This window comes from Brevundimonas sp. TWP2-1 (genome assembly GCF_049897645.1).
Lineage (GTDB): Bacteria > Pseudomonadota > Alphaproteobacteria > Caulobacterales > Caulobacteraceae > Brevundimonas.
This window is the reverse complement of sequence record NZ_JAFCWR010000002.1, coordinates 454,821-478,095: the sequence shown is the minus strand read 5'-3', so window position 1 is coordinate 478,095 and position 23,275 is coordinate 454,821. Positions and strand designations below refer to the sequence as shown.

Below are 23,275 nucleotides of genomic sequence, written 5' to 3'. Positions count from 1 at the left end.
GTCTGGCTCGCGGAGGTATTCGAACACCGATTACGCTATTAAATCGGAGGATTGGATTCCTCTAATGCGACGCTGTCAGCGTACCGGCAAAAGCGGTAAGCCGAGGGCCATCAAAAATTCGTTGTGCTTGACCGTCGCGTCCGTAATTCTCCCTTCGATCGAAACCAAATCGGCCTGCGTCGCAGACAAATCGATCTCTTCCTCACCGATCGACGTACTGATGTAGCGAGAAACGTTGAGGTTGAACCCTTCGTTAGCGATGCGGTCCAGGCTCACGCGTTTGGAGTAGCGTTCTTCCTCCTTCCGGAACTGGTACGTCTCTATGATCTTGTCGATGTGCGCGTCAGTAAGCTGGTTCTGACGCTTGTCCTTCTTGAAGTGCTCGGCTGCGTTGATGAACAGGACGTCATCCGGTTTTTTGCACTTCTTTAGGACAAGGATGCACACGGGGATGCCGGTCGAATAGAACAGGTTCGCGGGCAGGCCGATGACGGTGTCGATGTGGCCGTCCTTCAGCAGCTTCGTCCGGATGCGCTCTTCCGCTCCACCTCTGAAAAGCACACCGTGAGGCAGGATGATGGCCATCACCCCCTCGTCTTTCAGGTAGTGAAAGCCGTGCAGCAAGAAGGCGAAGTCGGCCGCTGACTTGGGAGCCAGGCCATAGTTCTTGAACCGTACATCGTCACCCATCGCATCGGTGGGCTCCCAGCGCAGGCTGAAGGGCGGGTTCGCCACAATGGCGTCGAACGCAGGCTTCTTGGCGGGGTTGAGTTCGCGCAAGAGATCCCAGTCATTGGCGAGGGTGTCGCCGTGGAAAATCTCGAACTCGCTGTCCTTTACCCCATGCAGCAGCATGTTCATGCGAGCTAGGTTGTAGGTGGTGATATTGCTCTCTTGCCCGAAGATCTTGCCGATCCCGTGTTGACCCATGCGCTTTCGGACATTGAGCAAGAGCGAACCCGACCCGCATGCGAAGTCGAAGACGCTGGCGAGACGTTCTTTCTTGCCCGTGGCCGGGTCCTGACTATCCAAGGTCACGATTGCCGACAGGATGTCCGAGACCTGCTGCGGAGTATAAAACTCACCGGCCTTCTTGCCAGACCCGGCGGCGAACTGGCCGATGAGGTATTCGTAGGCGTCACCCAAGACGTCTAGCTCCGACGAGAATTCATTCAGACCTTTAGCTATCTCGGCAATGATCGAGCAGAGCTTCTTATTCTTGTCGGTCTGGGTCTTGCCCAGCTTTTCCGAGTAAAGATTAATCTCTGAGAACAAACCACTGAAGGTGCTCTGAAAGGACTCGTTCTCAATATATTTGAAGCCCTCGTGCAGAGTTAGCAGAAGCTCACTGCTCTGTGTGCGCGCTAAATGCGCGATGTTATTCCACAGGAAGGGCGGCTGAATTACGTAGTGCACCTTTCGACGCATCTGCTTTTCGAATTCGGCGACATCGTCCGGATTGCTTTTGTACCACGCCTGCAACGGCGTGCTTGCTCCAGTTGTGTCTGGCAGATCGGTCGGGAGCCTTGGGTAGTCTGCCCCTAGCTCCCTTTTGGCCGCAGCCTCGTAGTTGCCTGAGAGGTAGCGGAGGAACAGGAAGGACAGCATGTAGTCGCGGAAATCGTCCGCATTCATTGCTCCGCGCAGTTGGTCGGCAATGTTCCAAAGGGTCTTGCCAAGTCGCTTTTGAGTTTGGTCGTTCATTGAGCGGCTACTTCTATGGCACGGGCACGGGCACGGGGACGGGCACGGGCGCGGATGCGGGCGTCGGCGGCGGCCCAGGCACGAGGGTAGCGGAGGGCGACGCGGGCACCACGCCAGGAAGTGCGAAATCAAATCGGGTAATGAATGCACTCAGGATGCGGCGGAACAACTGCTTGTTGTCCTCGCCCATTTCAGTCGGCTCATGGATGGCGTAGGCGCCGTGGCTCAGCAGGTTGAGAGCCCTATTGAACAGCGCACGATCTACATCGTTGTCGAGCGCCTTGAGGCAAAATGCAATGCTGGAATGCCCGAAGAAGGAAGCCGTCTTTTCCATGATGCTGCGCAGGGCGTTGAAGTGGAACGTGTACAGCGTCCCCTTCGTGGGATCCGCCGCACGCTGTAGCTCCGCGAGGGTTGCGACATGGTGGAAGAAAGGCGTGTCTCCGGTCGGCTGGAGTTTGTAGGTTCCCTCGTCAACCGGGCGGTGCAGGAAGTAGCGCTTATGGTTCACTGACGGCGAGTCATCAATTTTCCGCCCGATTTCATTGCACATGACGTTGAAGAAGAGTGCGTGGTGCGACGAAAAGATCACCTTGATCGGGGCAGCCTCGCCGTTGGCGTCCTTGCGCGAGGCTGTTCTGCGCAGAAGCTTGGCAAGATCGCAGGCAACAGAGACGGCGTTGTTGTCATCCAGCGATGAAATGGGATCGTCGATATAAAGGTACTTCTTACCTTGGTAGGAGACATGGCCATCCAGCATCCGTTCGCAGATCGCCATGAAAGTGCACCAGATGAAGAGGTTCTGTTCACCCCGCGACACCTTGATGTTGATCTGGTCGCCTTTCCGGAAGCTGACGTAATCCGGCTTGGAGATTGTCTCTGTGCCCTGCGGGACGTCCTTGTAAACGAAGTCGAACTCAAAATCGGCGTACCGGGACAGATAGCTGGCGATGGTCTGATCCAGGGTGAGCTCCGTCATCGCGTTGAAGAACGAAGACTTATCGTTCAACTGCAGGTGCCGCACGCTGTCGCCTTCGAGATCGTTCTCCCAGATGAATAGATCTTCGGTGAAGGCATTGAAATAAAGAGTGTCGGACGCGCCGTTCGGGTTCTTCTTGCTCTTGCGCTTGCCGGCATCTTTGAACGCCATCGACAGTCGTGTCTTGCCGGTTCTATTGAAGGCGTAGATCAGGATCAGCGAGGTCGGCTTGGTGGGGTTGTTGAGATCGTCGCGAAGTCTTCCCACGAGCGTGTTTAGGGTCTTGTAAGTGCTCATGCGGCGACGTCCCCCATCCGAGGAAAAATCTCCCGCATCAGTCCTTTCATATGGACGTTCAGAGCTTCGAGCTTGCGGGTCTCGGCGGCGATGAGGTTGTCCAGAGACATCAGGCAGTCGGTTATGCGTTGCTGTTCCGACGGGGAAGGAACCCTAATCGTCATAGCCAGAACGTCCGGCTTGGAGATGTTTTTCATCGAGCCCGAACTTCCTCCCGCCAAGTTCGACAGGGCCGATCGCCCCACATCGGACCCCAAAACGAAAGCTAAGAAGCGCATGCAGGTCGACGGTCGTGGTTTGGCCGCCCAAAGCCGGTCAGGGAGAAAAAGGTTGGGAAACTCGCGCTCAACGTAAGCGCTGGCGCCGACTAGCTTGGGCGTGTTCATGCGGCTTATGATTATGGTGTCGGCGCGTACTGGCTCTTTCACGCGGCTGATTTCTTCATCGTCGTATACAACCTTGTTCTCCAGCGGATCGAAAACGCCACTGGTGACCGCGCTCGTCTTGAGCACGCCGATTTCATCTCCATTGGCGAGCCGGTCACCTGAATTTACGCTGACGCCCGCGTTCAACGCGCTCACGAGAGCCGACAGCGGCGTTTCCTCCCAATCTCCCGAGCCCCCGAACTCCCCGAACCGCAGTCGCGGCACAGCTTCGCCTTTGAGGGGGAAGAGCTTCTGCTTTAAACCTCTTCTATGTGCGCTAAGCGCTTTCACCTTCTGCGCCTGCGCACGAACAACCGCGTCTGTAGCGGCCAGGCAGTCGGCGACCCTTTGCTGTTCTTGCTCCGTCGGTCGCCATGCCTCGGTAGTCAGGAACTGGCTGACGGAGATGTTGAAGCGGCCTGCTCGGGCACCCTCGTTGATCAGCCTTCCCAATGCCGGGTCATGGCTCCCAGACTCGAAATACCATTCCCAAAAAGCTGCGTTCTCGCTCGGCTGGAAGCGAAAGCATTTGTAGATGGGTGAGACGATTCCGGCCGGGTATCTGGAAAGGCGTTTGATCGTTCCGAAGCTTGACGCTTTTGTCGTCCGGTCGTTGTAGACGAAGTCGTCTCTTAGAATTCTCAGATAGCGATCGGTGGAGTCGCCAGCGATCTTCTTGCCGAAATATTCGCGCTGCAGCACAAGCCCGTGCTCCCCGGAGAGCGTGAGAACCATATCCGCGTCATTGTCAGTCGCCCTCTCGGTTACGGGACGGGCCAACTTATGAAGCGGGGACTCCTTCCAGCCGTCTGCGTTCTCGAACTCCGGAAAGCGCAACTTGGGGGCCAGTGTGGCCCCACGGTTCCTGGGCCGGTGTGCCGGTCCCCCCTCACTGGTCATAGGCGCTTAGCCCCGAAATCTCGCGGCCGTCGGCGCGTTTGTGCAAAAGCGGCATCAGATCGGCCATCAGGTCCAGTTCCGTCACCCGCCGCGCTTTCCAGTTAAGGCCGAGCGGTTCCATCAGGTCGGTAAGCGCATCGCCGTCAAAGATCATGCGCTGCAGGATAGCGTCGACAAAGACCTGAAGGTCATGCGGGACGATTCCATGGCGGGCTGCGATTGCGACCAGTTCCGCCGCATTCTTTTCGGCCTTGAACCGGGAATAGCCTTCGCGGATGGTCGTCTCACTTAGACCTTCGCCCGCTTTCAGGGTGGCGATATAGGCCGCGATATCCTCCCGCTCATCCATGAACTTGGCGTCGGACTGGATAAGGCCGATCAGTTCCTCGCGGGTCATCTTCTGCTTGCCGGGGGTGGCTTCGGAATAGCGGGTGATGAGTCCCATTATATAATCGTAGTCGATAACGGCGGAGGCAAAGAGGACAAACTCGAAGTCCAGCTGGTCCACCTCTTGGGTTGGTTTGCCGTCCCCTCCGCCCTGTTGGGCTCGAAGCCGCTGGGCGGTTTCCAGATAGGCGCCACGAAAGCCCAGCAGGTTTTCGCGCGGCAAGATTTTTTCGATGGTCTCGGCGTTCTCAGGCGTCAGATCGGTGTATTGGTCGAGCTGGGTTTTGAGGCGCTGAACCTCCTTGAAATGCTCGACGAAGGCCGCGCGCGCCGCGTCTCCCTTGAGGTTGGGTACGGCGTCGGGAGCGCTGTTGAGCTTCTGCGACGCCATGAAGGCGTCTAGCTTGCCCACTGCGGCTTCCAGCTTCTGTATGACCACCGGGGCCTTGTCGACCAGCCAGATTTCGCGCGCCTTCTCACCGGCGGCCTCGCCGGAGAAGAGCGCAATGGCGGCGTCAACAGCCGATTGCTGCTGACGAAAGTCCAGGATGTTTCCGTAGGGCTTTGTCGCATTCAACACGCGGTTGGTGCGCGAAAAAGCCTGGATCAGGCCGTGATGCTTTAGGTTCTTGTCGACGTAGAGCGTGTTCAAGAATTTAGAATCGAAACCCGTTAGCAGCATGTCCACGACAATGGTGATGTCTATTTTGTGGTGCGGGAAGTTAGGATAGGCCTTCTTGAGGTCGGCTTCGGGCCACTGTTGGTCCTTGATGCGTTTCTGCACATCCTGATAATAGGCGTCGAATTCGCTGATCTTGTGATTGGTGCCGTAGCGTACGTTGTAATCCGAGAGGATGGCTTTTAGCGCCTCCTTCTTTTTCTCCGGCTCGACAGCGTTGTCTTCCTTCTCAGTTGGAAGATCCTCCTGAATCTGCTTCACGTCAGGATTACCCTCCGCAGGCGGAGAGAATACGCACGCGATGTTCAGAGGCTCAAAGTCGGGATCCGTGATCTGCCTCTCGGCCTGCATGGTCTCGAACAGCGCATGATATTCAATGGCGTCATTGATCGACGACGTCGCGAGCAAAGCATTGAACCGCCGATGACCCGTGGCGGCGTCGTGCTTGGACAAGATGGCTTCGATGACCGCTCGTTTCGCTAACGGCTCGCCCGGTTTTGGAACCGTTTTGCCTTGCGCCTTAAAATAGTCGACGTGGAAACGAAGGACGTTTCCGTCCTCGATCGCGTGGGTGATGGTGTAGGTGTGAAGGCGCTTCTGGAAGAGATCTTCCGTCGTTTTCATGCTGCCTTGGGCGTCTTCGATTTTCTGTTGGGCGGCATTCTGGTCGAAGATTGGCGTGCCGGTGAACCCGAAGAGTTGGGCGCGCGGGAAGAAATCCTTGATTGCCTTATGGTTTTCGCCAAACTGCGACCGATGGCACTCGTCAAAAATAAAAGCGATGCGCTTGTCACGGAGCGGTGCCAGCTGCTCTTTGAAACTCGTCCTGCCAGCTGCCTTCTGCTGCTTGTTGCGCTTGCTGTTCTCGTCCAGCGCGAGGCCCAACTTTTGGATAGTGCAGACGATGACCTTGTCGGCGTAATCATCTGACAAGAGGCGTCGAACCAGGGATGCGGTGTTGGTGTTTTCCTCGACGCAGCCTTCCTGAAACCGGTTGAACTCCTCGCGCGTCTGCCGATCGAGGTCCTTGCGGTCCACAACGAAGAGACACTTTTGGATGTCAGGGTTGTCCTTTAAAAGTGTCGAGGCCTTGAAGGAGGTCAGCGTCTTCCCGCTGCCCGTTGTGTGCCAAACGTAGCCGTTTCCGCAGTCTTGGGCGATGGAGTCAACGATCGCCTTGACCGCATATACCTGGTACGGTCGCATCATCAGAAGCTTCTGCTCGCTGGCGACGAGAACCATGTAGCGGGAGATGGCTTGGCCTAGAGTGCACTTTGCGAGAAAGCTCTCCGCGAAGCTATCGAGATGAAGGACCTTCTTGTTGTCCACGTCGGCGAACTCGTAGACCGGCAGAAACCGCTCGTCGGCATTGAACGCGAAATGCCGTGCATTGTTATTCGCGAAATAGAAGGTGTGGTGCCGGTTGCTGACCACAAAAATCTGCAGAAAGCACATGATAGTGTTTGAGTAGCCGTTGCCCGCATCGTTCTTGTATTCAACGATCTGCTCCATCGCGCGGCGAGGGCTTATACCCAGCGTTTTCAGCTCGATTTGAACGACCGGAACGCCATTGATCAGCAATATCACATCGTAGCGATGATGGCTGTTCTGGGTGTTCATTCTGAGCTGACTGACGACCTCAAACGAGTTTTTGCACCAGTCCCGAATGTTGACGAGCGTGTAGTTGAGCGGTGTTCCATCATCGCGTGTGAAGTGATTGCGCTCACGTAGGGTCCGCGCAGCCGTGAAGACATCCGACGTCACGATCTCGTCGAGAAGCCGCTGAAACTCGCTGTCTGTCAGCGCGACTTGATTCAACGCTTCGAACTTCTCCCGGAAGTTCGCCTCAAGTGCGGCTCGATCACGGATATCTGCCCGCAACTCATATTTCAGGTCGCGCAGTTTGGCGAGAAACGTCTCTTCGAGATGCCGTTCCGACGTGTTCATCGACATTGAGAGGGCTGACGTTCCTGAGCTAAAAGAGGCCCCTGCCTAGCCGACGATGGAGAGGAACGCGAGCCCCGGCAAAGCCGAGACGGCCGCCAGACACGTGGCGACCTCGTGTCTGCTATCGGGCGGCGTTCTGATGTCCGCGCTTGGCGAACAGGAGACATCGCTAAATAGGCCCCTAGAGCTGGATAGCGTCGAAGGGTTCTGCTCCAAGGAGATGCTAGGCGGCTACTAACTCATTGCCTACGGAACGCTGACGCCTTTCCGTCTAGTCGATAATAGCAACGAACTCCGGATCAGAAAAATATCGCACCTTTAGTGCGGCGACCGGCGCCTGGCCCTGACGCAGCAGGATCTCCAAACTGGAATCCAGCCGCATCACTTCGTCGGCCGTGAGCAGTTCGCGCTTCACGAGATGGTCTGTCGTGGAGGTGTTGGTGGATGTCTGCGAGAACATCATCGGCCCCGGCGACTGCGATTCTCCGCTGCTCGCCGTTCGGTATGCGACGGTCCCCGAGCCCATCGACCGGGAAACCCAGCTCGCGGTCTCGACATCACCGACGTTGAAGATTTGGATCAGCCCGGCGTTCGACAGAAACGTCCCCGCGCGTTCTCCGTAGACGCTCCTCAGCTGGTGCAGATCTTGGAGGATCGGCCAGAGTTGCAGGCCATAACCCGCCATCAGACCGAAGGCCTGTTCCAGCGGCTCCAACCGTCCCAAGGCTGCGAACTCATCCAGCAGAAGAAGGACCGGCCCGTCCGGTCGCTCTGTGGATTTGGCCAGTGCGCCGATGGCTTGGGCCACGAGCAGGCGCAGCCAGCGCGCATGCGTGCTCAGCCGCTCGGGCGGCAGGACCAAAAACACCGTGCAGACCTCAGCCTTCAAATCCTCGAACCGGAAATCCGAATGCCTCAAGACCGCCGACATCCGTTGGCTGTCCAGGAAGTGTGTGTGGCGCTGGGCCGACGACAGCACCCCCGCCGCCTCCCGACCGCTTTTACTCAGATGACGATTGGCTGCCCGCGCGACGAGGCCACCGGCGCCCTTAGATTTCTGCATTACCGCCAGCATCTTGTCGAAGGCCTCGGGGGCGCTGGTGAGCATGTCGCGCACGGTGACAAGGTTGCGGGCGCCAGCGTGTTCGGAACAGACGACATGGAGGATGACGCCGGCGATCAGCGCCTTGGCCTCTTCGTTCCAGTGCGCCTCGCCGGTCTGGCCCGGCGGATCGTAAACCAGTGCGTCCGCAAGCAGGGCGGCGTCCTCGGCCAGCTCCAGACTGTCCGGATCGAGAGAGTCCAACGGATTGAAGGCGGCGGAATGCATACCCGACACACCGAACGGGTCCAGCACCTCAACCGGCCCGAAGCCGAGCCGCGCCCGCACGGTGAGCCGCGCATTCTCACCCTTGGGGTCGATGCAGAGGATCGATCGGTTGACGGTCAGCAGATTGGGAATGATGGCGCCGACGCCCTTGCCAGACCGGGTAGGCGCGATAGTGATCAGATGCTGCTCGCCATCGTAGCGCAGAAGCTGGCCGCCCCGCCGGTTCTCCCGCCCGACGATCAACCCGTCCGCCCCGCCCAGCGACGCCCGGACCTCCCGCTCGCTCGCCCATCGGGCCGAGCCATGCACGTCGCCAGTGTCTTCGAGTCCCGCGCCCGGCGCCCGTCGTTTTAGCCAGGCGATGAGGGCTCCCGCCGATCCGGCCGCGAGCAAAAGCCAGTTCTGCTCAGTCTCATTGGTGTGCCGGATCAGGATGAACGGGATGATGAAGACCAGACCGATGATGGTGCCCATCAGGTAGCCACTGATCAGGGTGATGATCAGCCCGACGAGTCCGAAGAGCCGGCGCAGCACCTCAGCGCCCGATCAGGTCTTGTCGGGCAGCGGCACCGCGCCACTCTCGCCGATCAGATCGGAGAACAGGGCGGCGTCGTCGTCGCGGGTGATAAAGCCGGGGAGCTCGCGCCGCAGCCAGTGGGGAAGATGCTCTTTGGAGAAGGCGTCCTGCCCCTTCTCCAGCCGGTGCAGGACCAAGGCGCCGAGCAGGATCTTGCGGCGCGTATCTCTGGCCCGCTCCTGTTTGCCGAGCTTGGTCTGTAGCGATTTTCGCTGGGCCTCCAGTTGAGCCAGCCGCTCGGCGATTGACCGCCTCGCCATCGTTTCCTCCGTGTCGCCACTCCGTTGCAGAAACCCAAGGTAGCACAAGAGCACCGAGCCGTCATCGTTTCCAGCGAGGCACCCCGGCGTACCGTCCAGCAACGTTCCAGCAACACCCCGGTCTTCCCCGCGTCATTGCGGCGGATTGCAAGCCTCGCCATGCTCACCCAAAGCTGGCGAACCGATTCGCTTGGCGGCTGTCCACCCGTTGCTGAATGGCGGCTTAGATTTCCTACATCGCTTGTTCACAAGCGCGCCTCACCGAGCCTATCGAGCGAAGTGAAGATTGGCGAAGGGCGCACTTACGAGTTGCTGTGCAACTCAGGGCTTGATATTTTCCCATCGACGGACCCGGGCGACGGCGTGGCTTTGCGTTTCCTCGGCCCGCCAGTCTGGCCGCCCTCACGGCGGTTCCCTGGAGGTCGCCATGGCGATCTATCATCTGGCGATGAAGCCGATCAGCCGTTCGAGCGGGCGCAGCGCCGTCGCCGCAGCGGCCTATCGCGCCTCGCAGAAGCTGACCAACGAACGCGACGGCCAGACCCACGACTTTACGGCCCGTCGCGGCGTGGAGCACACCGAGATCGTATTGCCGGACGGCGTGGACGTCGCGTGGGCGCAGGACCGTTCGACCCTGTGGAATGCGGCGGAGTTCGCGGAAAACCGCAAGGACGCCCGGGTGGCCCGCGAAGTCGAGGTCGCCCTGCCGCATGAACTGACGCCCGAGCAGCGGCTCGCGCTGACAAGGGAGTTCGCTCAAGGGCTGGCCGATCGCTACGGGGTGGCAGTGGATTTTGCGATCCACAGTCCGCACGGCGACACCGACGTGCGCAACCACCACGCCCACATTCTGCTGACCACCCGCAAGGTCGAACGCGAGGGCCTCGGTGAGAAGTCCGAGATGGAGCTGGAGAACAAGCGGCTGATCGCGCTCGGCCTGCCGACCTCGCACGATCAGCTGCGCGATTTGCGTCTGGATTGGGAGGATCGGGCCAACCGCCATCTGGCGTTGGCGGGTCACGACCTGCGCATCGATCATCGCTCTCATCAGGCCTGTGGTCTGGAGATCGAACCGACCCAGCATATGGGCGTCCACGCCACCCAGATGGACCGGCGCGGCAAGTCCGTGGCGCGCGCCCGTCAGGACGCTGAACAGGAGCAGCGCAACGCCCGACTGATCCGCGAGAAACCCGAGCAGGCGCTGACCCTGGTCACGAACGAGAAGAGCGTGTTCGACCGCACCGATGTGGCCAGGGTAATTCACCGCTACGTCGATGATCCCGACGCTTTCCAGCGGGCCTTCGCCAGAGCCATGGCGTCGCCCGCCCTGGTCGAACTGCGCCCCGAGCAAAGGGATGAGTTCGGCCGGACTTTGAAGCCGGCGAGCTACTCCACCACGGAGATGATCGCCGTCGAACAGTCGATGGCCGACAGCGCCGACCGGATGGCGGACAGCCGGACATTCGGCGTCGGCCGACAGCACACCGAGCGCGCCCTCGTCGAGCGGCCCTTCCTGTCCGGGGAGCAGAGCCAGGCGGTCAGACACCTCACCGGTCCCGAACGGATCGGGGCCGTGGTCGGCATGGCGGGCGCCGGCAAGAGCACCATGCTCAGCGCCGCGCGTCAGGCGTGGGAGGCCGACGGCTACCGGGTGATGGGCGCGGCGCTGGCGGGCAAGGCGGCTGAAGGGCTGGAGGAGTCCTCGGGGATCGCCTCGCGGACGCTCGCGAGCTGGGAACGGAGTTGGGAGCGCGGTCGCGACACCCTCGGGCCTCGCAGCGTGCTGGTGATCGACGAGGCGGGGATGGTGGGGAGCCGCCAGCTCTCGCGCGTGTTGAAAGAGGCCGACCGGTCCGGTGCCAAGGTGGTGCTGGTGGGCGATCCCGAGCAGCTCCAGCCGATCGGTCCCGGCGCGGCGTTCCGTGCGGTGGCTGAACGCGTTGGCTTTGTGGAGCTGGGGGAGATCCGTCGCCAGCGCGAGAACTGGCAGCGCGACGCCTCCGTGAACCTCGCGCGGCACCGCACCCATGAGGGTCTGACCGCCTATGCCGAGCGCGGTGCGGTCCGTTTCGAGGCCGACACGGGCGCGGCGCATCAGGCGATCGTCGCCGACGTGATCGCCGACATGGTCGCCCGGCCGGACGGCTCGCGGCTGGTGCTGGCGCACCGCCGTCTGGACGTGGCGGAACTGAACGACGCGATCCGGGCCGCGCGGCAGGACCGGGGCGAGCTTCGCGGCGAGCACCTCTACCAAACGACCGAGGGCGAACGGGCCTTCGCCACCGGGGACCGGATCCTGTTCAGGGAGAACAATCGCGACCTCGGGGTGAAGAACGGCATGTTGGGCACAGTGGAACGGGCCGAGGCCGGTCGGCTGGAGGTGCGGTTGGACAGCGCCAAAAAGCCGGGCCAGGGCCGCGCGGTCTCGGTGTCTATGGCGGACTACGCCGCCGTGGATCACGGCTACGCCACCACCATCCACAAGGCTCAGGGCGCGACGGTGGATCGAACCTATGTGCTGGCGTCCGCCACGATGGACCGGCACCTGACCTATGTGGCCATGACCCGCCACCGGGAGGCAGTGACGCTCTATGCCAACCGGAATGAGTTCAAGGATCTGGACGCTTTGTCGGCGCGGCTTTCGCGGACGGGGCTCAAGGAAACCACGCTGGACTATGCCGCACGGCGCGGCCTCGAAGCGCCGACCCGCGCCACGGGTCACGACGCCGAATCTCGCAAACGGGGCCTGTTCGACGGGTTGACCCTGAACAAGCGCGCGGCACCGCCGCAGTTCAGCCGCGTGGAAGGCTTGTCGTCGTCCGGGCCGGGGCGAACGGCTCCCGTTCTCGCGCAGACGTTGGAGGTTTCGGTGGAGCGCTTTGCGCGGGCCATGGACGATACCGAGCGGATGCGCGCCCAGAAGCTGCCCGTGCTTGAATATCAGAAGCGCGAACTGCGCGAGGCCGGGGCGGTGCTGGATCAGACGAGGCCGGGGGCGACGCGCGACCTGCATAACGCCTTGCGTCATGAGCCCTCAACCTGGCTCGCCATGCGGGATCTTCGCGGGTCTGAACGCGGTGCCGAGCTGGCGGGCGCCATCCGCCGCGAAGCGCGGGTCCGGCATGATCCGATGTTGAAGGCCGACCGGTTGGTGAAGGATTGGAAGCGGCTGGAAACGCAGCATGACCGGCTGGACGGGTGGCGGCACAGAGGCGAACGCCAACGCGTGGAAGCGCGCATGAAGGCGATGGCGGGCACGCTGAAGCGCGATCCGCAGCTGGCATCACTGGTGCGGTCGCGGGCGCAGGACTTGGGAATGGGCCAGAGTTCGACCCTCGGTCGGGTGATCTCGGCGCGTAGCGTGCAGCAGGCGACCCAGCAGATCAGGCGGGACTTGTATCGGGGCCTGTCGTTGTAACGAAGTCAGGAGGCGAGGATGGCGGAGGATCAGGCGGGCGACCCGGCCCAGGCGTTCGAGGACCTGCGGGCCGAGGTCTCGGTGCTGCGCCGCGCGATCGAGGGCCTTCCAGCGGCGATCCGGGAGAACCGGCCGCCTGACTACAGTCAGGATCTCGCGATACTCGGCAAGGGTCTCGACGAGATCGGTCAGTCGTTGGAGACGGTGCTGACCTCGCCTGCGCTTAACCTCACGCCTGAGCAGCAGGGCCAAGGTATCGCGAGGGCGGGTTCGGCGCTGGTGCGGGAGGCGGCGCAGAGGCTGGACCGCGCCGCGCAGGAGGCGGAGCGCGAGCGGTCACGGCTCTCCGGCCTCATCGGTCAGGCCTGGGCGAAGGATATGCAAGCCCGGTTGCTGGGCTGGATCGGGGGCTTGGCGTTCGCGGTCGGGCTGTTGCTTTCGCCGATCCTCGCCGGCGTCTTGCCGTTCGAGCTGAACACACGAGTGGCGACTCTGGTGATGCGGGAGGATCGCTGGACGGCCGGCGGAGCGTTAATGCGGGCGGCGAACCCGATGGGCTGGGCTCGGATCGTCGCGGACGCCCGGCTTGCCGACGAGAACCGGGACGCCCTTGAGGCGTGCCGGGCGGCGGCGATCGATAGCGGGAAGGTGCAGCGGTGCACGGTGACGGTGGCGCCGCCGAAGGATTCGGTAGCAGACCGCTATCAGAGTAGCAGCCTAGTGCTGCCACCCGTAATCTCTTAGGGGCTTGGCAGAAGTCTGCTTCGGGCATTGATAAACATGACTGACATCGACCCGATGCGGCCATTCCGGGGAGTCGGTCTGGAGGTCCGTGACTGACTCATAGCGGCGGTTGGCAATGACCGCTTTCTGGCCTGTTGACCAAGCTGAAGCGGGATTGGCGAGGGGGTTCGGTCCGGCTCCCACAGCAGGAAACGGGGCTGATCGCAGACCAGAACGAGCCGCGGGAGCCGATACGGAGCAGACGCAGCGCGCCGCGCCGGCGAGACCTAGGGGTCTGGACCGCAGGGATAGGCCCCTGACGGCCCGGCCGCGTCGAGGATGTCCTGATGCTCGCGGCTAAGCTCAACCCGGCGGGCCCTCTCACTGTCCGACCACTGCGGTCGCGCGGCTATCTGGCACCGCGCCGGGGTGGATGCCAAGCCAGATCAGGGGCTCGCCACACCGCGTTCAGGCGCGACGAGACAGGCCCGCTGTCAGGGTTGTGCCGGGTCCATGGCAGAACCCGCGCAGGCGGTCGGTTCCGTCAGCTCCGCGCGGGTCGCCCGGCCGTCGCCATCAAGGTCGAGCGGCCTGAACAGGGGATCATGAAGACTGCGTCGGCCGCGATCGCGGCCCACCTGGCGCCGCTGGGTGTCCTGGGATGTCAGGACGCCGTCCCGGTCCCGGTCCAAGCGATCGAAGGTCCTCAGCTGCCTGGACAGCGCGGGGCAGGGGACCGCGCCCGGCGCGCCCTCCAGTCGCGGTGCGGGGTGCGGGTCCGATGCCGCGGATGCGGCGGCGAGCGACACCGAGAGGACGAGAGCGGTCAGCATGCGACGGTCCTTGAGATCTAGAAGGTCAGATTGAGGCCCAGAAAGGGGGCATGGGCGACCCGGTCGCGCCCGGGACGGATGTCCTGCTGGCGCAGATAGCCGACGCTAAGCTCGGCCCGACCCACAGGACGCTCCAGCCCGACGAAGGTCCGCAGTCCGGTCAGCCCGGTGTCCCCGTCGACCGAGGTGCTGCGGGCGGTGACGAAGGCCTCGGCATTGACCGCAATGGACCAGCCGGTCTCGTCATCGGTCAGCGGGATGGTCGTGCCCACGCGCTGGCGCGCGCGAAGGCCCCATCGGTCGTCCGAGGAGACATCGCGCTGTTCGACGCGGGTGCGCAGGTCAACCGGCCCCCAGCCGTAGCTGACCTGCTGCAGCAGGCGCGTCTCGCGCTCGTCTGGGCCGTTGAACCGCTGTTCGGCCCCTGCGCTGTACTTCAGCCCGGACGAACCCTGCTTGTGAACCCAGAGCCGGAAGTACACCGTGTCCTGGCGCGGCTCCGCGCGGAACCGCTGGGCCGTTTCGAGTTCGAGCCCCAGACCGTTCCGGAGCTCGGTCGAGGCGCGCGGATTGAGCCAGAGTTCGGTGTCGTCGGCCCGGGCGGACGTGGCCACACAAGACCACGCGACCACAAGGCCAAGAACAAGGGGTCTGATCATCAAGGGCCAGTCTCTCGGAGTTGCGATACGGTCAGCGGCAACCTGCCGAGCGCGTGCGTTGGCTGCGTCTGCCGTCCGGCGGGCCGTCCGGCCTAGGCCGGACGGCATATGCCCAGAGCCTGCGAGGCTGCTAAGGGTCGGCGCATGGATGGTGCTCCCGCTCCCCTGACCGGCCTGCCCGACACGGTGGGCACGCTGCGTGCGATGTTCCGCGACGCGGAAGCGCGAGGGACCCGTCTGCGCCTGTTGCTGGAGACCGCTCGCGACCTCGCCGAGGCCGCGCCGGAGGGTCTGGATGCGGTGCTGTCGCTGGCGGCTCAGCGTGGCGCGGTCTTCATGGGCCGGACCCGCGGGCGGGTCATCCGGGACGCCGACGCGTTCGTCGGTCGGGCGCTGTCCGCCCCGGGGCCGCAAGGGCGGATCGTGGGTCGCCTCGTGTTCGAGCCGGCCGACGGCGAGGCGAGCGTCGGCGACGACGATCCCGAGGACGGCCGGGTCCTTGAGGTACTGATGCAGGGCATGGGGGCGGCCATCGATCGGGTCGAACGCGATCGCGATCGCGCGGCTCTGCTGGCGCTGCTGAGGGACCGGGAGGCGCGTCTCGAGCGTGTCTTGGACCGGCTGTTCACCAGTCAGGAGGACGAGCGCCGCAGGGTCTCACAGGACCTCCACGACGGGGTGGCCCAACTGGCCGGGGCTCTGTTCCGCCAGATCGAGGCCTGCGCCCACGATCTGGAGCCCCAGGATCGCGCCAAGCTGGAGCCGGCGACCCACACGTCGCTGACGCTGATGCGCGAGCTGCGTGCCGTTATCTCGGGTTTGCGCCCGACCGCGCTGGACGACCTGGGACTGGCGACGGCCGTGAAGGCCCTGGCCGAGCCGCTGATCGCGGACGGCTTTGAGGTGACCCTGACGCTGGCCGTGCAGGACCGCTGGCCGGATCTGGTCGAGACCGCGATGTACCGGGTCGCCCAGGAGGCGCTTGCCAATGTTCGCAAACACGCCGGCCCGACCGCCGTCGTCCTGTCGCTGGAGACCCTGCCCGATGGCTATCGGCTGCGGGTGCGTGACGAGGGGCGCGGGTTCGCCCCGGTCCCGCCAGGGGATGGTTCGGCCGAGCCGGGTTACGGGATCGGTCTCCAAGTCATGGAGGAACGGATGACCGTTCTGGGCGGATCGCTTGGCGTCACAAGTGCTCCCGGCGGGGGCACCCAGATTACGGCTGAAATTCCCCGGGAGATGCCGCGATGACGTCCAGCACCGTGGTCATCGTCGATGACCATCCCCTGGCGCGCGAGGGTCTGCGGGCCGTCCTGTCGCGCCGGACCGCGCTGGATATCGTGGGATCGGCGCCGGATGCCGAGGAGGCGGTGCGGCTGTGCACGGCGCTGCGGCCGGACCTGGTCCTGCTCGACATTCGTCTGGGCTCCGGGCCCGACGGCCTGCAGGCCGCGCGCCGCATCCGGCAACAGAGCCCCGCGACCCGGATCCTCATGCTGACGATGCACGACACGGCCGATTATGTGCGCGCGGCCGTCGAGGCCGGAGCCACCGGCTATGTCCTGAAAGACGCGCGCGTCGATGACCTCGTCGCGGCCATCGAGGACGTCCTGGCCGGGCGGCCGGTGTTCCCCATGGACCTGGTGACCCAGGCCCTCGCCTCGCCGGTCCGGTCCGTCGACACCGATACGGCGCGCCTGGCGCGGCTGACGGTGCGCGAGCGCGAGATCCTGGACCTCGTCGCCTCCGGTGCCACCAACAAGACCATCGCCCGGGCGCTCGGCATCAGCCCCGGCACCGTCAAGGTCCATGTCGAGCGGGTCATCGGCAAACTGGGTGTCACCGATCGGACCCAGGCTGCGGTGCTGGTCACGCGGGCTCTGCGCCCCGCGTGACGGCGTCCCGCTCCAGGCCGGGTGTGCGAGGCCTATGGGCCGACCAGCCGCTCGCCATCAAGGGGCTGGTGGTGGTGGCCCTGCCGCTGGCCGTTCTCTTGCTGGCCCTGTTCGCCCTACACTGGGCGGGCCGGGCCGAGGCGCGCGCCGAGGCCGACGTCCGTGCCGCCGTCGCCATCCAGCGCGACATCCACGAGGTCCATGCCCTTCTGGCGGAGGCCGCCAGCGGCGTCCGGGGCTATCTGCTGAGTCGGGAGGACCGGTTCCTGACGCCATACCGGGACGCGGAGGCGCGCCTGCCCGCCACCCTCGAGCGTCTGGACCGGCAGATCCGCGACGCGGAAATCCGCCGCCGCTTCGAGAGGGTCCGCGTCCTGTCGCTGCGCAAGCGCGAGGGTCTGTCCGGACTGCTCGCCGAGGCCCAGGAGGGCCGGGCGCCTAATCCGGCGGCGTTGCAGGTCGGCCTGGACGCCAACAAGGCCGTGCTGGATCTGCTCAGGGCGGAGATCGATGCCATGCAGACGCGCGAGGCGGCCCTGCTGAACGCCAGACTGGAACGGGCTGACCGGTTCCGTGACCGCAGCCTGCAGCTGACCGCCCTGTGCGCCGTGCTGGGGATTCTCGGCAGTCTGGGCGCGGTCTATCTGTTCACCGTGGGGATCGTCCGGCGGGTGCGTCGGCTGGAGATCAACGCCGGCCGCCTGGAGCGCGGCGAGCCGCTGGAAAGCCTGCCGGAGGAGGCAGACGAACTGGGACGGCTGGCCCGGCGCATGGACGAGGCGGGACGTCTCCTGCGCGGCCGCGAACAGGCGTTGCGCGAGAGCGAGGAACGGTTCCGGCTCGTGGTGGAGGGGGTGCGTGACTACGGCATCTTCGCCCTGGATCCCCAAGGCCATGTCGTCTCCTGGAACGCCGGGGCGGAGCGGATCAAGGGCTGGTCGGCGGACGAGATCCTGGGCCATCACTTCTCGACCTTCTATCCGTCCGAAACGCGCCGCCACCTGCCGCCCCGCCTGCTCGAGCGCGCGCGAACAGACGGCCGCGCCGAAGACGAGGGCTGGCGGCGGCGCAAGGACGGTAGCCGATTCTGGGCCAATGTCGTGATCACGGCCCTGCGCGACGAGACCGGCCGGCTGCGGGGCTTCTCCAAGGTCACCCGCGACATGACCGACCGCAAGCGCGCCGAGGAGGGCCTGCTGCAAGCCCGGGCGGCGGCGGTCGCGGCTAATGCCGCCAAGTCCGCTTTTCTGTCCCGCACCAGCCATGAGCTCCAGACACCTCTCGGCGCCATCCTCGGCTTCGCGCAGCTCCTCGACATGGATCGGCGCACGCTCACCTCCGAGCAGACCGTGGCGGTAGATCAGATCCGCGCCGCTGGCCGGCATCTCGAAGCCCTGATCGACGATGTCCTGGACATATCCAGCGTCGAGTCCGGACAGGTGGCACTCCAGGTTGGATCCGTCGCCCTCGCCGGCGTCGTGGACGAGGTGGTGGCGCTGTCACGCGGTGAGGCGGACGCGCGCGGCATCACGATCGACCTCGAACCGGTTTCATCCCTGTCCGTTCTGGCGGATCGGCGGCGCCTGCTGCAGGTTCTGCTGAACCTGGTCTCCAACGCCACGAAATACAATCGCTTGGGCGGCCGGGTGGACCTGGAGGTGAAGGCCGGACCCGAAGACGTGACCCTGCGAATCTCGGATGAGGGCCCCGGGCTCAATCCCGACGACGCCGAGCGGGCATTCTCGCCGTTCGACCGGCTCGGTCAGGAGCGGATCGGCGCGGTGCGCGGCACCGGTCTGGGCCTGGCCCTGTCGCGACAGCTGGTCGAGGCCATGCAGGGCGCGATCGGTTATGGACCCCGGCCGGACGGCCGGGAGGGTACGATCTTCTGGATCCGGCTCCGCCGCGCCGAATCGACCCCGAACCCTGACCCGGACGCCGCGAATCCATGACCCCGCCCGACCTGTCCGAAAGCCGCATCCTGATCGTAGACGACGAGCCGGCGAACGTGCTTCTGCTCGAGACCCTGATGCGCCGCGAGGGTCTGACCCAGCTTCACGGCGTGACCGACCCCGCCCAGGTGATCGACCGGGTCGTCGCGCTCCAGCCTGATCTCATCCTGCTGGATCTGATGATGCCGGGGACCGACGGCTACGAGCTGCTGGATGCCCTTCGCCGGCTGACCCCGCCCGACCGGTTCCAGCCCGTGATCGTGCTGACTGCCGATCGGACGCCGACGGCGCGGCACCGCGCCCTGGCCCTGGGCGCCAAGGATTTCCTGACCAAACCGCTGGACCTGATCGAGGTCATGCTGCGTGTGACGAATGTGCTGGAAACCGGCGCGCTTTACCGGCGATTGCAATCGGGGACTTAGGGGCTGGCTGGATTCGGGCACAAAGCGACCGACCTGTCGCAGGGATCCGGCCACGACGATCGGGACTCCCTCGGTGGAACCCGACCTTCTCGCCGCGGGGCGCGTGACGGCGAGCGCAAGGCTTGGAGTTCCCGCGGTTCGCGGGCGGGCCCGCGCGACGCGCGATGCAGACACCGGGACGTCATGGATCGGTAGCCCGGGAACCGGGCGCCCAGGATCGCGATGCTCAGAACCAGCACCATGTCGATCAGACGGGCCGCATACATTGTGATCGACAGCGCCATAGACACGCTGACCATGATGATAGCCGTCACCATGCCCGCAGGACCCGTGTCATAGAACCACCCGGACAGAGGCACCATCGGAAGGGTCCAGGCACTGGGGAAGGCGAAGGTCGCCCGAAAACCGCGCCGCCAGCCGATGTCTTCCTGATCCCACCCGCGCAGCAGAGGCACCGCGAGCAGGAAGAGGACCACCATCAGCTCGTGCGCTCCATCATCCACCCTTATCGGCGATATAGCGCCTTTTCATTGGCTGTCGGCGTCAGCGCCCGCAAATCTATGACGGGGTCCGGGCCCCTCTGACGATCTCAATGATCTTGATGTCGGACTCCGTTGGCGCATCTTGAAGTAGATTCCGCTGCGGCGGTCGGCAGAGAGATGCGTTCCATGGGCAACGAGAGGAGTAAACCATGAATGGTCATTTCCTGCAGAGACTGCGCAGGTGCCACGCGCTGCTGGAAGCGGCGCTGGAACAGGAGCAGCGCCGACCGGTGCCGGATGCCGTCACCCTGGCCCGGATCAAGAAGCGCAAGCTTGAGCTGCAGGATCGGGTGCGGGCCATGGAGTTGAAGGCGGCAAGCGAGGGGCTGCACGCCTGACTCGATCAGGCTGGGGTCCGCAGCGTTGCCGTTGCGGACCCGCTGGTCCTGGTCCCGATGGTTCGGTGCGGCCGATGGCTTTCGTACGCGCCCGTTCGCAGTCGAGTCCGACGTCGGCCCGGAACAGGACCAGGGCATGCGCGACCTGCGGAAGACCCGCCCGTCGGGCTACCGGCAAAGTCACGGCGCCGTGGGTTTGCCACCCCTAGCGGGGCGACCGGCCCCAAAGACCGGTGTGTGACCACAGAAGCTGGGGGGTGAATTGAATGAACGGCGGCGGGCCTGTCCCGCCGCCGTTCGGTGTGGCGGTCAGTTGGCGCTGTAAGGCAGCGAGGAGTGGTGCAGCACGATCCGCAGCTTGCCTTCGGCGTCCCGCACATAGCCCCAGGTCTTGTCCACGGTCGTGACAACGCCGTCTGCGTTGGTGAACATGACGTTTCCGGTGCTGATGGCCGTGGTGCCGTTGATCACGATGGCGGCGTTGTCGATCTCATAGGCGCGCCAGCTCTTCAGCGCGAAGCCCGTGTCGGCCGCGAAGCGGGCGTCGCCGCCGACAAAATACGCCAGAGCACCTTCTCGAGTCGTGCGGAAGGTCTGGGGCGCGGCCGCCAGGGTGGGCTTGAAGGCGACGGGCCCAAGATCATAGCCATAGGCGGCGTCGATAACCTGTCCCGCCAGGCGTTTGGCCGCCTCCTGGCCGTTTCGCTCATATTCGGTGGAGATGGCCACGAGCGCATCGCCCCAAGCACGCTGGGCGGCCTCGACCTCGGCTGTGGTAATTGGCGCGACGGCTGAGGTGTTGAGGCTGGCAGAAGCATAGGTGTCATTGGCATGGGCCAGGGCGGGCAGGGCGCCCGCCATAAGCGGCAGAGCCAAGGCCATGGCGGCCAGCGGGGAGGTAAACTTCATTATGGGCATCCTTGGGTGACGGTGGGGCCAGGATTGGCGCGATGCGGGGGCGCGTGCGTCCAGTGACCCTCCTTGTTTACGTCCATGCCGCGCTGGCGACGTCGGCTGCCCGGCATACCTCTGTGGCCTATGCCGGATGGCCTAGCCGATGGGCGTGTTTCCCGGCGGCTATCACGGTCTGGCCCCATCCGCTTTCGGCCAGCAGCGGGAGAGCGGCGGTTGATCCTCCCGGGACCCGGCCCGGCCCTCACCCGGCCGTTAGAGCTCAAGGCTCGGCGAGCCGCGTCAGGATCGCATGATCGTATCCGTCCTGGCCGATGCGGATGTCACTGGGAAACAACACATAGTCATCCCCAAGCTGGTCTATGGCGTCATCAATCATGGTGGTGAAGGCCCTCGCCTGACCGCGACGGCAGGACAGGATGTACCCCTCTGGCGTGTAGGTTGCGGTATGACATTCGCTGTCAAGGATCAGTTCGGCAAACAGGGTCTCGCTCATCGATTCGTATTTCCGGATCCTGTCGAGGCTCCTGGTGGCGGTCGCCGGGGGGAGGCGGTGATCACGGTCGTAATCGCACGAAGGGTCAGTCGAAGATGTCGAAGATGTCCCGCCGCTTCTTCTTGCGGTAACCGTCATCCCGGTCGTAGCGGTCGTCCCGACCGTGCCGATCGTTCCGGTCGGAGTAGTGAGGCGGCGGGCTGGCTGGGGCCAGCGGCGGAGCGCCCGGGCCCGAGCCGGCCTCGATCAGTTTCTCGAGTTCACCGCGATCCAGCCAGACGCCCCGGCAGGTCGGGCACATGTCGAACTCGATGCCGTTTCGGGTGACGGTGCTCATGGCGGCATTGTCGTTGGGGCAGAGCAGCAGGGGCATGAAGGATCTCCGTGGGATAGGGGCGGAGGGTCAGCGGCGCTGGCCCAGGAAGACGAGCAGGAACTGGAACAGATTGATGAAATCCAGATACAGGCTCAGCGCGCCGAAACTGGTGGCTGAGCCGAGGGCGGCCCGGTCGCCACCTAGCTGGTAGTAGGTCATTTTGAGCCGCTGGGTGTCGTGCGCCGTCAGTCCGGCGAAGATCAGTACGCCCAGGCCACTAATGACCAGCATCAGGATTGAGGACTGGAGGAACAGATTGACCAGTCCGGCCAGGATCAGGCCGATCACCCCCATGATCAGGAACGTCCCCAGTCCGCTGAGATCGCGCCTTGTCGTATAGCCGTAAAAACTGAGCGCGCCGAAGGCGGCGGCCGTCACCAGAAAGGTGGAGGCCAGACTCTGGCCGGTGTAGCGGAGCGCCAGGGCCCCCAGCGATGCCCCGATGAGTGCCACCACGCACCAGTACAGTAGGCTGGCCAGGCGAGGCGTGGCATTCCGCAAAAGGAGGGCCGACCCCAGGAGCACAACCAGCGGGGCGAATGTCAGCGCCAGGCCGAGCGGCGTATAGCCGGTCAGCCGGCCGTCAGAAATGACGAAAAGACTGTCGCGCAAAGGACCGTAGGCGGCGCTGGCCCAAGCCAGGCCAGCCGAAACCAGCAGGCCCAAGCCCATCTTGTTATAGACGCCGAGCATAAAGTCGCGCAGCCCGGTATCGACGGCCATGTCGGGTCTCACCGTCCGGCGCGGTCTGTAGGGGGTGTCGAAGGCGTTCATCGGGACCGTGTCTCCTGGGCGGAACGATGGGAAGCGGGAAGGGGGATTACGCGCGCCGCGACGGGCGCGGTCGCAAGGCGCGAAAGAACCGGGCCAGCCGCAGGCAGGCCGTCATCAGATTGAGCGCCATGATGGTGCTGTAGCGCCGGAACTTGCGTTGGGTACGGTAGGTCATTGGCCTCTCCTCCTATCAAAGAGAGCACCGGATGGTCGGGCCGAAGGGGGTGGCGTTGGGACCCGGCATCGAGCGCGCTCGATGCGGTCCGACATCGCGATCCCATGATCGCCAGAGGGGCCCGGCCCGCATGAGCAGATTGCCAGGGCCTTGATCCGGTGGCCAATGAGGAATGGTCATGCGGCCGATAACGGCACGACATGGGTAACCGCGGGGCGCGAAGCGCGCGGATGACGACATCGCGGGGCCCGGATCGGCGGCGTCGTCTGTCGCAG

Annotated in this window: 20 protein-coding genes; 7 read left to right on the top strand and 13 right to left on the bottom strand. The window is 64.0% G+C overall.

The window, feature by feature from the left end; all coding sequences use genetic code 11:
• Positions 1 to 75: 75 nt before the first annotated feature.
• The 6 genes from ACP7BH_RS12530 to ACP7BH_RS12505 form a co-directional block, all read right to left on the bottom strand.
• A complete protein-coding gene (locus tag ACP7BH_RS12530; RefSeq protein WP_425985672.1) occupies positions 76 to 1,704 on the bottom strand; it encodes a type I restriction-modification system subunit M in 1,629 nt (542 codons plus the stop codon).
• Positions 1,705 to 1,717: 13 nt separating this feature from the next.
• Positions 1,718 to 2,980, bottom strand: a complete 1,263-nt coding sequence (locus ACP7BH_RS12525; RefSeq protein ID WP_425985670.1) for a hypothetical protein — start codon at positions 2,978 to 2,980, stop codon at positions 1,718 to 1,720.
• On the bottom strand, positions 2,977 to 4,140 hold the full coding sequence (locus ACP7BH_RS12520) for a restriction endonuclease subunit S (protein WP_425985668.1): 1,164 nt from the start codon (positions 4,138 to 4,140) through the stop codon (positions 2,977 to 2,979). The genes ACP7BH_RS12525 and ACP7BH_RS12520 overlap by 4 nt, the downstream gene beginning before the upstream one ends.
• Positions 4,141 to 4,294: 154 nt before the next feature.
• Entirely contained in the window at positions 4,295 to 7,324 is a 3,030-nt protein-coding gene (locus ACP7BH_RS12515; protein WP_425985666.1) for a type I restriction endonuclease subunit R, read from the bottom strand.
• Positions 7,325 to 7,589: 265 nt separating this feature from the next.
• Positions 7,590 to 9,182, bottom strand: a complete 1,593-nt coding sequence (locus ACP7BH_RS12510; RefSeq protein ID WP_425985664.1) for a type IV secretory system conjugative DNA transfer family protein — start codon at positions 9,180 to 9,182, stop codon at positions 7,590 to 7,592.
• Positions 9,183 to 9,194: 12 nt separating this feature from the next.
• Positions 9,195 to 9,485 carry a mobilization protein gene (locus ACP7BH_RS12505; RefSeq protein WP_425985662.1) on the bottom strand — a complete coding sequence of 97 codons (291 nt, stop codon included), beginning with the start codon at positions 9,483 to 9,485 and terminating at the stop codon, positions 9,195 to 9,197.
• Between the two features lie 427 nt (positions 9,486 to 9,912).
• On the opposite strand from ACP7BH_RS12505, the gene traA reads away from it, so the two are divergent.
• Together traA and ACP7BH_RS12495 are read left to right on the top strand one after the other, a co-directional pair.
• Positions 9,913 to 12,903 carry a Ti-type conjugative transfer relaxase TraA gene (gene traA / locus ACP7BH_RS12500; protein WP_425985660.1) on the top strand — a complete coding sequence of 997 codons (2,991 nt, stop codon included), beginning with the start codon at positions 9,913 to 9,915 and terminating at the stop codon, positions 12,901 to 12,903.
• Between the two features lie 18 nt (positions 12,904 to 12,921).
• Positions 12,922 to 13,647, top strand: a complete 726-nt coding sequence (locus ACP7BH_RS12495) for a DUF6118 family protein (protein ID WP_425985658.1) — start codon at positions 12,922 to 12,924, stop codon at positions 13,645 to 13,647.
• 473 nt (positions 13,648 to 14,120) lie between these two features.
• Here the strand turns inward: ACP7BH_RS12495 and ACP7BH_RS12490 are convergent, their stop codons facing one another.
• Together ACP7BH_RS12490 and ACP7BH_RS12485 are read right to left on the bottom strand one after the other, a co-directional pair.
• On the bottom strand, positions 14,121 to 14,459 hold the full coding sequence (locus ACP7BH_RS12490; RefSeq protein ID WP_425985656.1) for a hypothetical protein: 339 nt from the start codon (positions 14,457 to 14,459) through the stop codon (positions 14,121 to 14,123).
• A gap of 17 nt (positions 14,460 to 14,476) precedes the next feature.
• Complete coding sequence (locus ACP7BH_RS12485) at positions 14,477 to 15,118, bottom strand: DUF2490 domain-containing protein (protein WP_425985654.1); 642 nt, start codon at positions 15,116 to 15,118, stop codon at positions 14,477 to 14,479.
• Between the two features lie 144 nt (positions 15,119 to 15,262).
• Here ACP7BH_RS12485 and ACP7BH_RS12480 point away from each other — a divergent pair, with 144 nt between their 5' ends.
• The 5 genes from ACP7BH_RS12480 (at position 15,263) to ACP7BH_RS12460 (ending at position 20,267) form a co-directional block, all read left to right on the top strand.
• Positions 15,263 to 16,369, top strand: a complete 1,107-nt coding sequence (locus ACP7BH_RS12480; protein ID WP_425985652.1) for a sensor histidine kinase — start codon at positions 15,263 to 15,265, stop codon at positions 16,367 to 16,369.
• Complete coding sequence (locus ACP7BH_RS12475; RefSeq protein ID WP_425985650.1) at positions 16,366 to 17,013, top strand: response regulator; 648 nt, start codon at positions 16,366 to 16,368, stop codon at positions 17,011 to 17,013. Before ACP7BH_RS12480 ends, ACP7BH_RS12475 begins: the two co-directional genes overlap by 4 nt.
• Positions 17,010 to 18,965 (top strand): PAS domain S-box protein, encoded by a 1,956-nt coding sequence (locus tag ACP7BH_RS12470; RefSeq protein WP_425985648.1) that lies wholly within the window; start codon positions 17,010 to 17,012, stop codon positions 18,963 to 18,965. Before ACP7BH_RS12475 ends, ACP7BH_RS12470 begins: the two co-directional genes overlap by 4 nt.
• On the top strand, positions 18,962 to 19,387 hold the full coding sequence (locus ACP7BH_RS12465; protein ID WP_425985646.1) for a response regulator: 426 nt from the start codon (positions 18,962 to 18,964) through the stop codon (positions 19,385 to 19,387). The genes ACP7BH_RS12470 and ACP7BH_RS12465 overlap by 4 nt, the downstream gene beginning before the upstream one ends.
• A 691-nt stretch (positions 19,388 to 20,078) precedes the next feature.
• Positions 20,079 to 20,267 (top strand): YdcH family protein, encoded by a 189-nt coding sequence (locus tag ACP7BH_RS12460; protein ID WP_425985644.1) that lies wholly within the window; start codon positions 20,079 to 20,081, stop codon positions 20,265 to 20,267.
• A 309-nt stretch (positions 20,268 to 20,576) separates the two neighbouring features.
• Here the strand turns inward: ACP7BH_RS12460 and ACP7BH_RS12455 are convergent, their stop codons facing one another.
• From ACP7BH_RS12455 to ACP7BH_RS12435, 5 genes are all read right to left on the bottom strand, one after another.
• Positions 20,577 to 21,176: a phosphoribosyl-AMP cyclohydrolase gene (locus tag ACP7BH_RS12455; protein WP_425985642.1), complete on the bottom strand. Its 600-nt coding sequence runs from the start codon at positions 21,174 to 21,176 to the stop codon at positions 20,577 to 20,579.
• A 265-nt stretch (positions 21,177 to 21,441) separates the two neighbouring features.
• Positions 21,442 to 21,675 (bottom strand): hypothetical protein, encoded by a 234-nt coding sequence (locus ACP7BH_RS12450; RefSeq protein ID WP_425985640.1) that lies wholly within the window; start codon positions 21,673 to 21,675, stop codon positions 21,442 to 21,444.
• Between the two features lie 85 nt (positions 21,676 to 21,760).
• Positions 21,761 to 22,048, bottom strand: a complete 288-nt coding sequence (locus ACP7BH_RS12445) for a zf-TFIIB domain-containing protein (protein ID WP_425985638.1) — start codon at positions 22,046 to 22,048, stop codon at positions 21,761 to 21,763.
• 30 nt (positions 22,049 to 22,078) lie between these two features.
• Positions 22,079 to 22,825, bottom strand: coding sequence for a Bax inhibitor-1/YccA family protein (locus ACP7BH_RS12440; protein WP_425985636.1), 747 nt, complete (start codon positions 22,823 to 22,825; stop codon positions 22,079 to 22,081).
• A 46-nt stretch (positions 22,826 to 22,871) separates the two neighbouring features.
• Positions 22,872 to 23,000 (bottom strand): hypothetical protein, encoded by a 129-nt coding sequence (locus ACP7BH_RS12435; protein WP_425985634.1) that lies wholly within the window; start codon positions 22,998 to 23,000, stop codon positions 22,872 to 22,874.
• Between the last annotated feature and the right edge of the window lie 275 nt (positions 23,001 to 23,275).

Coding starts and splice junctions, on each gene's coding strand:
- ACP7BH_RS12525 (WP_425985670.1), bottom strand. CDS start 2,980: ATGAGCACTTACAAGACCCTAAACACGCTCGTGGGAAGACTTCGCGAC.
- ACP7BH_RS12455 (WP_425985642.1), bottom strand. CDS start 21,176: ATGAAGTTTACCTCCCCGCTGGCCGCCATGGCCTTGGCTCTGCCGCTT.
- ACP7BH_RS12485 (WP_425985654.1), bottom strand. CDS start 15,118: ATGATCAGACCCCTTGTTCTTGGCCTTGTGGTCGCGTGGTCTTGTGTG.
- ACP7BH_RS12515 (WP_425985666.1), bottom strand. CDS start 7,324: ATGTCGATGAACACGTCGGAACGGCATCTCGAAGAGACGTTTCTCGCC.
- ACP7BH_RS12530 (WP_425985672.1), bottom strand. CDS start 1,704: ATGAACGACCAAACTCAAAAGCGACTTGGCAAGACCCTTTGGAACATT.
- ACP7BH_RS12435 (WP_425985634.1), bottom strand. CDS start 23,000: ATGACCTACCGTACCCAACGCAAGTTCCGGCGCTACAGCACCATCATG.
- ACP7BH_RS12480 (WP_425985652.1), top strand. CDS start 15,263: ATGGATGGTGCTCCCGCTCCCCTGACCGGCCTGCCCGACACGGTGGGC.
- ACP7BH_RS12505 (WP_425985662.1), bottom strand. CDS start 9,485: ATGGCGAGGCGGTCAATCGCCGAGCGGCTGGCTCAACTGGAGGCCCAG.
- ACP7BH_RS12490 (WP_425985656.1), bottom strand. CDS start 14,459: ATGCTGACCGCTCTCGTCCTCTCGGTGTCGCTCGCCGCCGCATCCGCG.
- ACP7BH_RS12445 (WP_425985638.1), bottom strand. CDS start 22,048: ATGCCCCTGCTGCTCTGCCCCAACGACAATGCCGCCATGAGCACCGTC.
- ACP7BH_RS12475 (WP_425985650.1), top strand. CDS start 16,366: ATGACGTCCAGCACCGTGGTCATCGTCGATGACCATCCCCTGGCGCGC.
- ACP7BH_RS12440 (WP_425985636.1), bottom strand. CDS start 22,825: ATGAACGCCTTCGACACCCCCTACAGACCGCGCCGGACGGTGAGACCC.
- ACP7BH_RS12495 (WP_425985658.1), top strand. CDS start 12,922: ATGGCGGAGGATCAGGCGGGCGACCCGGCCCAGGCGTTCGAGGACCTG.
- ACP7BH_RS12460 (WP_425985644.1), top strand. CDS start 20,079: ATGAATGGTCATTTCCTGCAGAGACTGCGCAGGTGCCACGCGCTGCTG.
- ACP7BH_RS12520 (WP_425985668.1), bottom strand. CDS start 4,140: ATGGTTCTCACGCTCTCCGGGGAGCACGGGCTTGTGCTGCAGCGCGAA.
- traA (WP_425985660.1), top strand. CDS start 9,913: ATGGCGATCTATCATCTGGCGATGAAGCCGATCAGCCGTTCGAGCGGG.
- ACP7BH_RS12450 (WP_425985640.1), bottom strand. CDS start 21,675: ATGAGCGAGACCCTGTTTGCCGAACTGATCCTTGACAGCGAATGTCAT.
- ACP7BH_RS12465 (WP_425985646.1), top strand. CDS start 18,962: ATGACCCCGCCCGACCTGTCCGAAAGCCGCATCCTGATCGTAGACGAC.